This window comes from Cupriavidus sp. HMR-1 (genome assembly GCF_000319775.1).
Taxonomy (GTDB): Bacteria; Pseudomonadota; Gammaproteobacteria; order Burkholderiales; family Burkholderiaceae; genus Cupriavidus; species Cupriavidus metallidurans.
Window position 1 is genome coordinate 36,689 of the sequence record NZ_ANKP01000234.1, and the last position, 12,778, is coordinate 49,466.

12 protein-coding genes and 1 pseudogene are annotated in these 12,778 nt (G+C 61.4%); 7 read left to right on the top strand and 6 right to left on the bottom strand.

Annotated features, from left to right (window positions below; genetic code table 11):
• Positions 1–27: 27 nt before the first annotated feature.
• A complete protein-coding gene (gene pilB / locus D769_RS23905; protein ID WP_008650337.1) occupies positions 28–1,749 on the bottom strand; it encodes a type IV-A pilus assembly ATPase PilB in 1,722 nt (573 codons plus the stop codon).
• Between the two features lie 415 nt (positions 1,750–2,164).
• Here pilB and D769_RS23910 point away from each other — a divergent pair, with 415 nt between their 5' ends.
• The 4 genes and pseudogenes from D769_RS23910 to D769_RS23925 all read left to right on the top strand — a co-directional run bounded on the left by D769_RS23910 (position 2,165) and on the right by D769_RS23925 (position 5,314).
• The gene (locus D769_RS23910) at positions 2,165–3,277 is read left to right on the top strand and encodes a site-specific integrase (RefSeq protein ID WP_008650339.1); all 1,113 of its coding nucleotides are present in this window, start codon (positions 2,165–2,167) and stop codon (positions 3,275–3,277) included.
• 315 nt (positions 3,278–3,592) lie between these two features.
• Positions 3,593–3,835 (top strand): annotated as a pseudogene (locus tag D769_RS32790) (PAAR domain-containing protein); the annotation flags it as partial.
• 406 nt (positions 3,836–4,241) lie between these two features.
• Positions 4,242–4,928, top strand: coding sequence for a hypothetical protein (locus D769_RS23920; protein ID WP_008650342.1), 687 nt, complete (start codon positions 4,242–4,244; stop codon positions 4,926–4,928).
• The gene (locus D769_RS23925; RefSeq protein WP_008650344.1) at positions 4,925–5,314 is read left to right on the top strand and encodes a hypothetical protein; all 390 of its coding nucleotides are present in this window, start codon (positions 4,925–4,927) and stop codon (positions 5,312–5,314) included. The genes D769_RS23920 and D769_RS23925 overlap by 4 nt, the downstream gene beginning before the upstream one ends.
• A 33-nt stretch (positions 5,315–5,347) precedes the next feature.
• Here the strand turns inward: D769_RS23925 and D769_RS23930 are convergent, their stop codons facing one another.
• Complete coding sequence (locus tag D769_RS23930; protein ID WP_235333949.1) at positions 5,348–5,578, bottom strand: helix-turn-helix transcriptional regulator; 231 nt, start codon at positions 5,576–5,578, stop codon at positions 5,348–5,350.
• Positions 5,579–5,675: 97 nt separating this feature from the next.
• On the opposite strand from D769_RS23930, the gene D769_RS23935 reads away from it, so the two are divergent.
• Both D769_RS23935 and D769_RS23940 read left to right on the top strand, forming a co-directional pair.
• On the top strand, positions 5,676–6,806 hold the full coding sequence (locus tag D769_RS23935) for a hypothetical protein (RefSeq protein ID WP_008650348.1): 1,131 nt from the start codon (positions 5,676–5,678) through the stop codon (positions 6,804–6,806).
• Positions 6,807–6,808: 2 nt separating this feature from the next.
• Positions 6,809–7,276 (top strand): hypothetical protein, encoded by a 468-nt coding sequence (locus D769_RS23940; protein ID WP_008650350.1) that lies wholly within the window; start codon positions 6,809–6,811, stop codon positions 7,274–7,276.
• A gap of 102 nt (positions 7,277–7,378) precedes the next feature.
• On the opposite strand, the gene D769_RS23945 is transcribed toward D769_RS23940, so the two are convergent.
• From D769_RS23945 to D769_RS23955, 4 genes are all read right to left on the bottom strand, one after another.
• Positions 7,379–9,577 carry an ankyrin repeat domain-containing protein gene (locus D769_RS23945; protein ID WP_040011218.1) on the bottom strand — a complete coding sequence of 733 codons (2,199 nt, stop codon included), beginning with the start codon at positions 9,575–9,577 and terminating at the stop codon, positions 7,379–7,381.
• A gap of 2 nt (positions 9,578–9,579) precedes the next feature.
• The gene (locus D769_RS23950; protein ID WP_241227895.1) at positions 9,580–9,780 is read right to left on the bottom strand and encodes a hypothetical protein; all 201 of its coding nucleotides are present in this window, start codon (positions 9,778–9,780) and stop codon (positions 9,580–9,582) included.
• A 48-nt stretch (positions 9,781–9,828) separates the two neighbouring features.
• Complete coding sequence (locus D769_RS32450) at positions 9,829–9,996, bottom strand: hypothetical protein (RefSeq protein WP_008650361.1); 168 nt, start codon at positions 9,994–9,996, stop codon at positions 9,829–9,831.
• 308 nt (positions 9,997–10,304) lie between these two features.
• On the bottom strand, positions 10,305–11,858 hold the full coding sequence (locus D769_RS23955) for an AAA family ATPase (RefSeq protein ID WP_008650362.1): 1,554 nt from the start codon (positions 11,856–11,858) through the stop codon (positions 10,305–10,307).
• Between the two features lie 146 nt (positions 11,859–12,004).
• Between D769_RS23955 and D769_RS23960 the strand changes: the two genes are divergently transcribed.
• On the top strand, positions 12,005–12,763 hold the full coding sequence (locus tag D769_RS23960; RefSeq protein WP_008650363.1) for a helix-turn-helix transcriptional regulator: 759 nt from the start codon (positions 12,005–12,007) through the stop codon (positions 12,761–12,763).
• Positions 12,764–12,778 lie beyond the last annotated feature (15 nt).

The window sequence follows — 12,778 nt, forward strand, 5'->3', positions numbered from 1 at the left end:
TTTGACCCCTGAGACTTGTTCTTTGTTTTACGTGTTCGTGGTCGCCAGCACTTCTTCGAGTGACGTGACGCCCTGTTTGACCTTGAGCAGGCCAGCTTCCCGCAACGATAGCACGCCTTCCTTGCGCGCCTGTTCGGCAATCTGCAATGCCGTGCCGTGCGACAGGATGATCTGTTGAATGGTTTCGGTAATCGGCATGACCTGGTAGATACCGCATCGCCCCTTGTAGCCGCTACCGCTGCATCGGTCGCAGCCCACCGGGTGATAGGGCTTCCATGTGCCGTCGAGGTCTGATTCCTGGAAGCCTGCGTCGATCAGCACCTGCGGCGCCAGGTCGCCCTCGCGCTTGCAGGTGCAAAGCCGGCGCGCCAGACGCTGCGCGGTGATCAGCAGGACCGACGAGGCGATGTTGAACGGTGCCACGCCCATATTCATCAGGCGTGTCAGCGTGGTCGGCGCGTCGTTCGTGTGCAGCGTGGACAGTACCAGGTGACCGGTCTGCGCGGCCTTGATGGAGATGTCGGCCGTCTCGAGGTCACGAATTTCGCCGACCATGATCACGTCGGGATCCTGGCGCAGGAACGATTTCAGCGCGGCGGCGAAGGTCAGGCCGGCCTTGTCGTTCACGTTGACCTGATTGATGCCGGGCAACTGGATTTCGGCCGGATCCTCCGCCGTGGAGATATTGATGTCGCCCTGGTTCAGCATGTTCAGGAACGTATAGAGCGACACAGTCTTGCCGCTGCCGGTCGGGCCAGTCACCAGCACCATTCCGTACGGCCGCTTGATCACTTCCTGCAGCAGTGCCTTCTGCTGCGGCTCGTAGCCGAGTTGGTCGATGTCGAGCTTGTCGGACGACGAATCGAGAATCCGCATCACGATCTTTTCGCCGAACAACGTGGGCAGCGTGGAGACGCGGAAGTCGATCGCCTTGTCGACGGTCTCCTTGCCGTCCTTGTCTTTTGGCATCGAGATCAGCAGCTTCATCCGGCCGTCCTGCGGCACGCGCTTTTCCGAGATGTCCAGGCGCGACAGCACCTTGATGCGCGTGGCGATCTTGTCGCGGATATCGAGCGGTGGCCGCGCGACTTCCTGCAGCACGCCGTCCACGCGGAAGCGAATGCGGTAGAAGAACTCGAACGGTTCGAAGTGAAGGTCCGACGCGCCGCGATGGAAGGCTTCCGTCAGCAGCTTCTGCAGGAAGCGCACCACCGGCGCGTCGTCGATGTCGTTGGCGCCGGGGACCTTGCGCGCGCTTGCGGCGGCCACCGGGTCATAGTCGATCATCTTCTGAGCCGTGGGCGTCGGCAGGGCGTTCTTGAGCGTGCCAAGTGCCTCGCCGGCGGATCGGACATGCTTCATCAGCTTGTCGTGTTCGACGACGACCGTTTCCACGGGCAGGCTGAACTTCTGGCGGATCACCTCGACGCCGGCCTGGTTGGCGGGATCGGACATCGCGACGATCAGGCGGTTTTCCCGACGGCCCAGCGGCAGGAGCCGGTGCGCATGGAACTCGCGGTTGCCCGAGAGTGCCGACGGCACGCGGCTGAGGTTGTATTCGGAGAGGTCGAGCAGCGGGAGCTGGTACTTGTCGGCGGCGAACACGGCGACGTCATGGGCGGACATGGTGCCGCTGCCAATGATCTCGTCGATCAGCTGCGTCTTCTTTTCCCGGGCCGATTGCTCCAACTGGGCAAGCAGAGCCGGCGCGATCCGCCGGCTCTGGGCAAGCGCGAGGCCTAGTGTCATGGCGAAATACTGTGCAAGGTGCGCGCGTTCGGGCTGGTGAACGGCGGCGCGGTTGACTGCGGCGGGATCGGCGGGGGCATGTGTCCCGGACCGGGGCAGTTTGCCGCTGGGGTCACTTTTTGTAAAGCTCGGTTGCGCGCGCGTTGGCGTTTGTGCGACAGCGGCGCAACCCTACTTGCGCGGGGCGGGGGAATCGACGCGAAAAAGGGCGCCGTGGAGGGTGCCGTGGCCGGGGTGGGCCACAAAGCAAAAAGCCGGATCCACATGCGAGGATCCGGCTTTTTTGAAATCTGGTCGGGGTGAGAGGATTCGAACCTCCGGCCTCTACGTCCCGAACGCTAGGCACTTGCCCTGTATCCACTGGTGTTATAAGCTGTCCCAGCATTAATTGGGACAAATTTGGGACACAAGAGACATGGGCACGATCACGAAACGCGGCGAATTGCAGTGGCAAGCCAAGGTGCGGCGCAAGGGCTACCCCGCACAGTCACGCACCTTCTCCTACAAAGAGGACGCCGAGAAGTGGGTTCGTGAGCTGGAGCGTGCCGCCGACACGGGCGGTGTGGTGGATCGGCGCGAGGCTGAGAAGAACACCCTCGGAGCCATTCTGCGCCGCTATCAAACGGAGGTCACGCCGTCCAAGAAATCGGCCGACATCGAGTCCGTGAAGATCGACGTCATCATGAAAGACGCGACCCTGCCCAAGCTCAAGATGTCGGCGGTCACCAGCACTGCCGTGGCCAGTTGGCGCGACCGGCGACTCAAGCAGGTCGGTGGCGCTACCGTCAATCGCGAGATTGATGTGCTGTCTGCCGTCTTCAACCATGCCCGTCGCGAATGGGGCGTGCATGTTGAAAACCCGATCCCACTGATCAAGCGCCCCGAGAAGGCGCGGGCTCGTGATCGCCGGTTTTCAGCCGAGGAAGAAACCTACCTCCTGGCCGCCCTGACAGGTGGTGAGCGCTTGGCCGATGGCACGTTCAGCAAGGGCGCCCGCAACCCCTGGCTGCTGCCATTGGTCAAACTGGCCATCGAAACTGCCATGCGACGTGGTGAGCTGCTGTCGCTCACGTGGGAAAACGTGGATCTCAAGCGCCAGACCGCCCACTTGCCCGACACCAAGAACGGTGATCCCAGAACAGTACCCTTGTCCACGCGGGCCGTCGCCATCCTTCAGGCGCTGCCTCTGCCAGAGGTTGACGAAGAGGACAGTGACATCGAAGACCCCCAAAGGACGGGCCCTGTCTTTCCAACCACTGCATTGGCATTGCGCAAGGGCTTTGCCCGAGCCATTGAGCGCGCTCAAGAGCAATACCGTGCCGACTGCAAACAAGCCAAGCGCCGCCCTGCTGCGGGCTTTCTTGAAGACGTTCATTTTCACGACACACGCCACGAGGCGGCATCGCGCTTGGCCGAGAAGCTGACGAACGTCCTGGAGCTGTCGGCGGTCACCGGCCACAAAGACCTGCGCATGCTCAAGCGCTACTACCACCCTCGCGCTGAGGACCTGGCCAAGAAGCTCGGTTGATGTGGACAAGGTCGTGGACAGCCGGAGTTGTCCACGATAAATCGCCCCTGCCAGATTTCGATAGATCACCCCTGCTGACCGCAGGCTTTCCTCGATAGATCACCCCGGGCTTGTTCGATAGATCGCCCCTGCTCTGTACAGATAGGGCTTCTGATAGCGTTCAGGTAGCTCAACTGGTAGTGGGGGCGCCACTTCTGTGGACAAGCCACAAGACAGCGAGATGGCAGCAGTCAGGCAACGCTTTGTTACTCGGTGAGACCTTGAGGCTGTCGTCGGGCCTGCTAGATTTGCTTCCCAAAAGTTACAGGGGAAGCAATGAGGCCATTCATCGTGATCGGTGACAAGACCAGCCATGGTGGTGTGGTCATCGGGTCCACGCAAACCACAGACACCCACGGCAAGCGCTTGGCACGCGTCGGTGACCAAGTCACTTGCCCAAAGAAGGGCCATGGCACCACCGTTATCGTGACGGGTGACCCGACCATGATCGTGGATGGCGCCCCAGTGGCTCGACACGGCGATCTGTGCGCATGTGGCGCTGTGCTGATCTCCAGCCAGGTTGTCTCTCGTGTGGGTGACGGCGGTGGCTCATCAAACACAAGCCATGGGGCTCAGGCCGTGACGGCCAGCTCGGGTGCAGCGGCTGCCCAAGCCGCCAACGAAGCGATCCAGGCCTTGTTCGACCATCGCTTTGTGCTGAGATGCGATTTGACCGACATGCCCTTGGCCAAGCAGCCGTACCGTCTGCGTTGGAGGGGGCACGTCATTGAGGGCGTGACCGATGAGAAGGGGCAAACCTCCGCGATCCCCACAGGCAGCTTCGCTGCCGAAGTGACTTGTGAAATCCTCGGGGAAGCAATCGATGGCTAACGGCCCAGCACTCAGGGTCATCACGACCCAAAAATCTCAGTCCACAGTCAAGAGCGACACGAGGCCAGCGCAGGCACAAGGCAACGAGCTTGCCATGGCACTTCAGGGCATGGAAGCGGCCTCTGCTGCGTTTGCCGAGAGCATCATCAAAGACCCATCTGCGCGCGCCGACTACACCCGCAAGACAGCCGCCGCCAGGGCAGAACTGATTCAGCTCGTGAAAGAGGGCAAGATCACCCCGCACGAAGCGGCCAGGACGGCGAATGCTATCCGCAATCAAATCATGGAGCTGACACGCGCAAAGCTCACCGACTTCGGCCTGGCCTTGTCAAAAGACATGAAAGCATCCGGACGACCACTGGACTACATGCAGAGCCTGAAGGCCAATGAAATGTTCGGGAGGCCGTTCGAGTCGCTGACCTCCGTGCAGAAGGAAAAGGTTTGGGTGCAGATCGTCGAGAGCGCAGGCAAGTCCAATCATGGCGTCAACATGCGCGTGAAGCTGTACGGCGCTGCGGGGCGAGTTTTTTTGGTGGCGACCCTCGCGTTCGCCGTCTACAACGTTGCCACTGCTGAAGACAAGCCTCGTCAGGCGGCCAAGGAAGGCGCCACGGTTGCGGGTGGCTTTGCTGGTGGTGCTGTGGCCACGGTCGGCGTTGTCGCGGTGGCCAGCAACCCTGCGGGCTGGGTGGTCGGTGTCATGATGTTCGTGGGGGCTGCTGTCGGAGCGACCGGCGCATCATCCACCTTTGACTACTTTTGGCCGGAGAGAGAGCATTGAATCAGCTTGCCGTGATTGCCGCGACACAAGGCATTGCCATGGCGGCAGCGATCATCATGTCGATGCGCCTCACGGCCGATGTACCTTTAGCGCCCACCTCACAGGGTGAGCGTTTGCGGGCCTGGGCGATCATCGCTGCTTGCTGCGCTGGGCTTTGCCTTCTGACGGCGGGCATGTTTCACGCGGGCTGGCCATACAAGACGCACCTGTTGGCCGCACTGGGCTTGGGGGGGCTTCTGTATCTGCCCTTCTCGACATCCTCTGAATCAGATGAGGATGACTCACCAGTACCCATCCTCGACAAGGTCAAGGTGACCTTGGCAACCGTGGCATGCGCAGCATCTCTTGCTGCCATTGGGGCCTACGCCGTGCTGCTCAAGCTCTGACGCTACCCATCGCAGCACGTCAGGTTGTGCCAATCACGCTGCCATTGCCTGGTAGCGCACCTCGACGCGGCCACACATTTCCGCAAGCGACCACTCCAAAGCTCCAGCCAGCCGATGCAGCACGCTGATGGTGGGCTGCTTCCGCCCGCTCTCGATCAAGGTGATGTAGGGCCGATCCAACTCACAGCGCCCAGCCAGGTCCTCCTGCGACAAGCCGAGTTCTAAGCGGCGCACCTTGATCTCCACCCCCAAGGCTTCGATCAACGACTGGTTTCGACTCGGTCTCATGGACAGCGAGTCTTCCGAATATGTACACTATTGACACGTGTCTATAGATAACATTCGAGAGGGAAACGAGATCATGGAAGGCTTGCGACGACTCCACACCACAGGCTACGTGACGTCACGCAGTCATCGCAAGGCGTCCAGCCAGCGCTCGATGACATCCATCTGCGTACTGGCTCTGATTCAGACGCTTTCAGGGTGCGTAACCACCCAAGCGCAACCGGACGGATCAACCAAGGTGCGGCTCTCACTGGGCGCCCAGGTCCAGTCTGCTCAAACCGCCACCCCCGACAACTTTGAGCGCCAAAAAGGTGCCGCCTTGCCAAGCGTCCGCACGACGCGTTTGGCCGGCATCTTCAGCAAGCATCCCTACGACGGTACGGCAAAGACGCACTTTCCCCGTGTGGCCGTCACGGTGACGGACTGGTCCCGGAGCGACTGCTGGTCGGCAACCGCCACGATTTGGTGGAGCAAGAGCAAATCAGAGGTAGTGCCGGGCTTTTCGGTCTGCTGGGGTCAGTCAGTCAGCTTTGCAGCGAACAATGCCGCCAATTTGCACCTCTTCATGCAACAGATGGCGGTTGACCACAGCGGAAATGTCCGTACCGTTGGCCCCAAGCCGCCCATGCTGGTCATCCCCGACCGGCAGCCGATCAGCGAGCGGCAACAGCTCGCCTTCCAGGGGTTTGTCCAGCAACTGGTGCTCGACACAGGCTGGCAGCCGGGCGCACCGACCAATATTTGGTTGGTGGGGTATGACACCAATGCGCCCATCAAGCCCACCGTGCCTCTTGTTTCCAGCAACGGAGCGTCGCAGCCCGTGGACGCCAAGAGCAAGGCGCAACTCGAACAGGCGCTGGGCTGCGCGGCCATCGGTCCACGATTTGAATTGGCTGAGTCCATGCTCAAGCTGTCGGGGTGGAATCCAGATCAAGGCGTCACGCCGGTCACGCTCGCCGAGCCCATCAACGTCTATGGGGTCCGCGTCCGCAAGGTAGCGGTGTCACGTGACGGGGGTGAGCAAACCTACCGCAGCTACTTGCCCGGCATCACGGTCCAGCAACTTGCGAAGTCCGCCTCGCTGAAGCTGGGTAAGGACGGTAAGACCTATGGCCGTTTGACCAAGGTCGGCGTGTTGTCGGCGGGCATGGAGGGCGGCGAAGCCACGCTGACCTGCACCGTCAACACCGAAGGTTCGGAGGGCTGAGCATGTCGATGCAATGCCCGAGTTGCGGCAGCACGCACATCCAGCCGATGGCCGTTGTGCATTCGGGCGGCACGCAGCAGTTCCACGCAACGCACACGGCGGTCACCTCAGATGGTCAGTTCGTCCAAGGCAGTAGCCAGGGCTCCCTGTCCACGGCGTTGGCCCAGCACTGCGCCCCACCTGCGCCGCCATCACCGCTGCGATTCATTGGAGCCTATGGGATAGGCGGCATCATCATCTACATGTCGATGACGGTTTGCCCGTTGTTGGCACGTGAGTGCGTGTACGTCGGTTTGGCGGGCCTGAGCTACAACTGGAAGCAAGCGGCTGTCGGCTTGGGACTCATCGTGCTGGGCTGGCTGCTGATGAAGGGCTGGCGTACCCAGGCGAAGGCATACAGTGCCGCGAAGCGCCGGTGGCAGCGCACGTGGTTCTGCCACGCGTGTAGTCAGGCGCACCAGCGGGACTGACGGCGAGCAACGGCTATCGTAATTACGGTAATTACCGTAATCGTCCGATGTGCTTACTGTCACAGCCCCGAGCCCAGAGGCGCAAATGCCAAGGGCCTGGCGTCAACAAGAACTTCGGCTCAGGTAGTTGAGCACCCGCCTTGACTGAAAGGCGCGCGCGATCTGCCAACTGTCTTGCCCGTGTGCATCTGGCCTGAGTGGATCACCACCACGTTGGATCATCAAATCAAACAGCTCGGGCAAGTCGCTTTCAGCCGCCAGCATCAGCGGAGTTCGGCCAGGAACAGGGTATTTGTGAGATGCATTCGGGTTGGCTCCTACGTCCAGAAGTGTTGCGGCGATTCGCATCAACTTGGAACCGGATTGCCTTGACACGTGCTGGTCAACCAGTGCCTTGGCCACAGCAATTGCCAGTTCTTGATGCGAGCGCAAAGCGGCTGAGTTTGAACCGAAGGCGCCTGCGACTCCGACGCCGAATCGTCGTAAGGTGTCCTGAAGCACCAAGTCTGGCTCCTGCATCATTCGCGCAGTCAGAGTGACCAGCATCCGCGTTGGGTTCACCCTGCCAGACAACCGGCTCACCAGGTAGTACAGCGGTGACTGGCTGTCGGTCAACGCGCGCTGCTCAACATCTGCTCCTTGCATGACCAGGGTCTCGACGACATCCGGTAGCCCCAAATCGATCGCGCACATCAATGGCGTTAGTTGCTTTCGCCGGGTAACCGCATTGATCGTGGCACGTTGATGGGGCTTGTCCAAAAGCAGGTCCAGTACCTCGCGCCTCCCCGTCTGTTCTGCGTGCTGAAGTGCACAGAGCAGTGCGGATGCATTTGAGCTGTCCAGGTCGTCTACCGAGGCCCCCGCGTCGAGCAGAGCTTCGACTTGCTCAACAAGCCCAAACGAAGCAAACAGGCGTAACTGTGGCCAGCGGCGAACCTGCCCATCTGCAGAATGCACGGCCCGTACGCGACTCGGTGTCTTGAGGTCGGGTTTTAATTTGGCAATAGCGTCTCGGTCGATGAAAAGCCATCCTTGAATGGGCTCATCTGCGAGATCTTGCTGGCATTCCGCGAATCGTCCGCATGCTGGAAATTCGAGTGGTAGCTGCAGTGCGAGCTGATCAAGTTCCCAATCTTCGATAACCGATCCCGCTTCAGGCTTGCGGTACAGCCCAAGTGTGATGCCCACGTGCTTGAGCTGCTTCAGGAACACCCGTTCCTTCGGTAGAAAGGCTGACAGGCATGACGCTTCGGAAATGATGTCCTTGACTTGGTGCCCTGCTCGATAGCACGCCTGTTCGAACGCCTTCTTGTAGTGCGGAAGCGCTTCCTGATACTGCCCGGACAGCACATGCCAGCGGCCTTTCATCCAGCTGTAGTGATAAGCGGTGCGTCCTTCCGGGTCGCTGGTTGTGGCCAGCCGCTCCAGTGCTTCGATTTGCTGCCATGTCCGCTCTTGATCGCCAGGCTGCTTTGCCGACGTGCGGCGGAGGTCATGCCAAAGCTGTCGGCCAGGCTCAGCGAGTTCGGGCCATGCGTGTCCGGCGCGGACGACCAACTCGGATAGCAGCTTGTCAATGGGCCTCCTGGGCGGAGTGCTCCCTTGTACGTATAGGTGCAACAACGACCGCAGCGGTGCCGCCGATTGCTTTTCTAGCCTCGACAGGGCAGAAGCAATCATCAGCCAAACAGGGCTGGCAGGGAGCGGCTTCCAGCGTTCGGTCAACCTTTGGTGGAACAGCTTGATGCTTTGCGCTGATGGAATGTCGGTGCCGGTACGCCACTTTCGGACCTTTTCCTGCTCGACCCGAGCCGATCCAGTGCTTCCTGGATACAGCAGTTTCTCTACGGGACCCCCGACGGCGCTATCCAGCCATTCGAGCGTCACCTGCAGTGGTTGCTGGTTGTCCGCGAGCAAAAGCTGCAAATCAGGGCCCGGGATGTCGGCGCTGATTTGCCGCAGCAGTTGTCCGCCGGCCGGAGCAAAGAAGTGCTCGACCAATACTGGAAGGACATCGTTGCGTCCCAGGGCATCCAATGACACGTCCAGCACAAGCGTGGTGTAGGCAGACCGAACGGCGGCAACCCAGCGCTCAAAGATTTGGCGGGTTGGATCTCCGACGACTGTTGCAATGCTGTCAACGAGTAGTTCGGCAATGACCGTATCCAGTCGCTCCCAGTCGAAATCGCCTTCTCGGGCCAAGCGTCCAACGTCACTGCCGGTCTTGTTAGCGTCAATTGCACCGGCCAAGGCCGAGACGCATTCGCCGAATCTGGGGTAAGGGGGCTGTAGTTTTGTCATGGTCACTTGGTCGCGGCGATGCGGCGAATGTCCCTGCGGAAATTCAGGCTGGCCCGCCAGTCGCTCGGCGTTCCCGGCACCGCAAGCCTGCGGCCATTTGGCGCGACAAGCTTGCCATGCGTTTTGCCGTTCACGTACTGCCAACCTGAGCGGACCAGTGTCCGCACCAGGGCGGAGACCGTCTTGTCGTTGCTGTATCTCATGTTCAACTTCAGGCCTGGCGCCATCGCTGGCGCCAGGCTCAGCTCCGGTTACTTCGAGCCCTTGGTGCCGCTTTGATTCGCGGCAGCGGCGCTCTGTGCCCGCGCAGCGAAGCTACCAGCTGCCACGTGACCGCCGTTGGACTTGGCGGTAGACGATTGGATGCGAGCGGCTGCCTGGCTGGTCATCGGGGTGGACTTGGCAGAGGACTTGGACATGGGGGAACCTTTCAATGGTGGCGTTGCGCACATCGGCAACAGTCGAAAGGTTAGATTTCTGGCGTCATTTCGACTCCCGCGCGACCGCTGAAGAAATTTTCTGTTTTGATCTTCTTGCTGTGGCTGCATGCCGATCCGCCCACTCCGACGAGGATGGGTGCTGCGCCGGGCCCTCAGCGTCTCTCGTACGCAACGCTCTGAGTTGCGCCCATGCTCAACCGGCACACTGCCTGCCAGCGTTGTTGGCCACACAGGGCGGCTGCGCTGAAACGCTCACACCCGTACGGGGCGTGCGCCTTGGAGCGGTCTCATGCCGTGAACCCCATCGGTTTGCGAGTTGCGGCAGACAGGTCCGGCAGGTCGCACACCTGAATGTGATCCCGCTCTTCCCGTGCTGCGCGCCCCAGGGCGCGCTTCAGTGCCAACCCCAAGCTTCTCGGCGGCAGGCGCTTCAGCTCCTCCACCACCTGTTCATCCAGCTTCGGCGCAAAGACCGATCCCCAGGGGCTCTCTGCCCGCATGCGGCCGTACATTTGTTGGGCGATGTGAGCCACCTGTTCTGCATTTGGGGCCTGCACCTGAAGCACGGTCATGCGCGACAGCAGCGGCGCCGGGATGCCTTCGATGCTGTTGGCCGTTGCGATCCAGTTCACGTGGCTGGCGTCGATAGCGAAGTCGCGGATCGAGAGGTCGATGAAGTCGCGCGCGCTGCGAGGTTCCAGCAGGGTATAGAGCGCCGCGAGTGGGTCGTACTGACGTTGCTGGTCGGTCTTGTCGAGCTCGTCCAGCACGATCACCGGATTGGCCAGCGGCTGGTACGCCAGCAGCTCAAACACCACGCCGGGCTCCGAGTTCGACCAGAACGATTCCGATCCCGCCAGCGGTGAGCTGGATTGGGTGCTGGCCATGTCGATCACACGGAAGGGAAGGCTCAGCCGCCCAGCCAGCCAGCGGGCAGCCTCCGTCTTGCCGATCCCGGCCGGGCCGACCAGCAGGATAGGCGACCATGCCACACGGCCATCGCCCATCGCATGCAGGGCGAAGTGGTCGTGCAGTACCTCGGCCAGTTCCGCGAGGTTGGGAAAGTCGCGCTGGAAGTCTTCGATCAGTTCTGTCCAGTCATCGGGCAGCTCACTCAGCTTGCGTCGTTCGTGGCCAGCAGCCCGGATGCGTTCGGCGATGTACTGCGCCCGCTTGCCCTTCTCGTCGGGCTTGGCGCGGTGGCGTTCGACAAAGCTGCGCAGGCCTGCGGCGTCCAGAAACGCGATTTGGGGTGTTGCCCGAGGTGCCTGCGGGGCGGGCTGATCCAGCCCCGCTGCCGGTGGCTTCATGTCGGGCAGCGACTGCACTAGCGCGTGTACGGCATCGTCGATGGACGGATCGAGCGGCTCGCCACGCACCGACTCCTCGGGCTTGGTGGTGGCCGGGAGTAGCCCTGCCGCTACCGCCAGTTTGTGATTGCGCTTGAGGTCTTCGGCGAAGAGCCCGATGGTGGACTCATGCTGCTTACAGCGGACTCCCTGGCCTGCATTCGCATCGCCGCCAATCACGGGCGCCGAGCAAACCGGGCAATGTTGTTGGGCGGCATGTCGGGCGGCCTCAATCAGATCCGACAAAGCCCTGTCCCTGTTGATGCTGGCGCCCACCAGTTCCACCCGCAGGCTGAGCTTGTCGCGCTGGTTGGTGGCGCAAAACAGCGGCAGGTGGCGGTAGTCGGCCGGCTTCATCAGCAGCTCGCACTGGCCCACGAAATGGGCCAGCACCGCCAAGTGGCCAGGGGCGGGCTCCACCACCTGCTTGGCCAGCCATGGGTGCTCGGCTTTCAAGGCGGCCAGGCGAGCTTGGTAGGCGGCGCGGCTCATGGGGCGACGGCTGTTAGGACGAGTCATGGCGGCCTCTTGCGATTCACTATAACTTACTATAACAATGTAAAGCGCGATGATCCAGCGCTCGCTTGCCGCATTGGCCTTGGTTATAGTGATTTACTGTGATTCTTTTGGAGGCCGACATGTCTGCCTTGAGCAGCGAGCAACTCCCCATACTGGCCGGTGCGCTCTTGCGTCTGCGAGGCCTCACGTTGGCAGCGGTGTTTGACGCCACCGGCATTCGCGCGGCCAACCTGTCTGCATGGCTTAAAGGCAGACCGCAGGTCATCTCTGCGGCGCGCGTGACGGCGTTGCTTTACTACCTGGGAGTTCAAGGTGGGCAGCTTCGGTCGGACATGGTGCACACCTGGAGCGACCAAGGTGAATGGGCGCACCTGCGCACCGTTTTCAACCTGCTTCAGGAGCCAGTGGCGCCCCGATGCTTGTTTCTCGATGAGCATCCGGGCATGTCCCATACAAGATTTCTGCAGTGGGGCGAGGCATGGGTTCGGCTGTCTCTCACGCCGGGGCCGACTGCGCAGGACGATTTGGCCGCGATGGTCAGCCCCGACCGAATGATCGTGCTGCCCGTTGCGCTGGAAGGCATCCCTACGCAAGACCCGCAAGCGACCGCTTCTGCGCTCATGAGCCTCGCCGAGCAGGGTGGGCAGGAGATTCCTACTGGCGAACTGGCCCATGGCTTCATGCAACGCCTCGGGGCGCCACCTGGGCAGGACTTTGTGCTCACGAACGGCGACTCATTGGGCTGGCGCATTTTGGAGGTGAGCTTGCGCAGTGCGATGCGCAGGGGGTTGAGCCCCACCCAATTGGCATTGAAGATAGAGACGATGCGTCTCGATGAAGACGACTTCCCCCGTCCAGGCAAAGCCAAACCTGGCTGAACTGCCGAACGAACG

Bases quoted from the DNA above. Each gene is read 5' to 3' on its own strand.
- pilB (WP_008650337.1), bottom strand. From the start codon at position 1,749: ATGACACTAGGCCTCGCGCTTGCCCAGAGCCGGCGGATCGCGCCGGCT.
- D769_RS23910 (WP_008650339.1), top strand. From the start codon at position 2,165: ATGGGCACGATCACGAAACGCGGCGAATTGCAGTGGCAAGCCAAGGTG.
- D769_RS23920 (WP_008650342.1), top strand. From the start codon at position 4,242: ATGGCACTTCAGGGCATGGAAGCGGCCTCTGCTGCGTTTGCCGAGAGC.
- D769_RS23935 (WP_008650348.1), top strand. From the start codon at position 5,676: ATGGAAGGCTTGCGACGACTCCACACCACAGGCTACGTGACGTCACGC.
- D769_RS23940 (WP_008650350.1), top strand. From the start codon at position 6,809: ATGTCGATGCAATGCCCGAGTTGCGGCAGCACGCACATCCAGCCGATG.
- D769_RS23945 (WP_040011218.1), bottom strand. From the start codon at position 9,577: ATGACAAAACTACAGCCCCCTTACCCCAGATTCGGCGAATGCGTCTCG.
- D769_RS23950 (WP_241227895.1), bottom strand. From the start codon at position 9,780: ATGAGATACAGCAACGACAAGACGGTCTCCGCCCTGGTGCGGACACTG.
- D769_RS32450 (WP_008650361.1), bottom strand. From the start codon at position 9,996: ATGTCCAAGTCCTCTGCCAAGTCCACCCCGATGACCAGCCAGGCAGCC.
- D769_RS23955 (WP_008650362.1), bottom strand. From the start codon at position 11,858: ATGAGCCGCGCCGCCTACCAAGCTCGCCTGGCCGCCTTGAAAGCCGAG.
- D769_RS23960 (WP_008650363.1), top strand. From the start codon at position 12,005: ATGTCTGCCTTGAGCAGCGAGCAACTCCCCATACTGGCCGGTGCGCTC.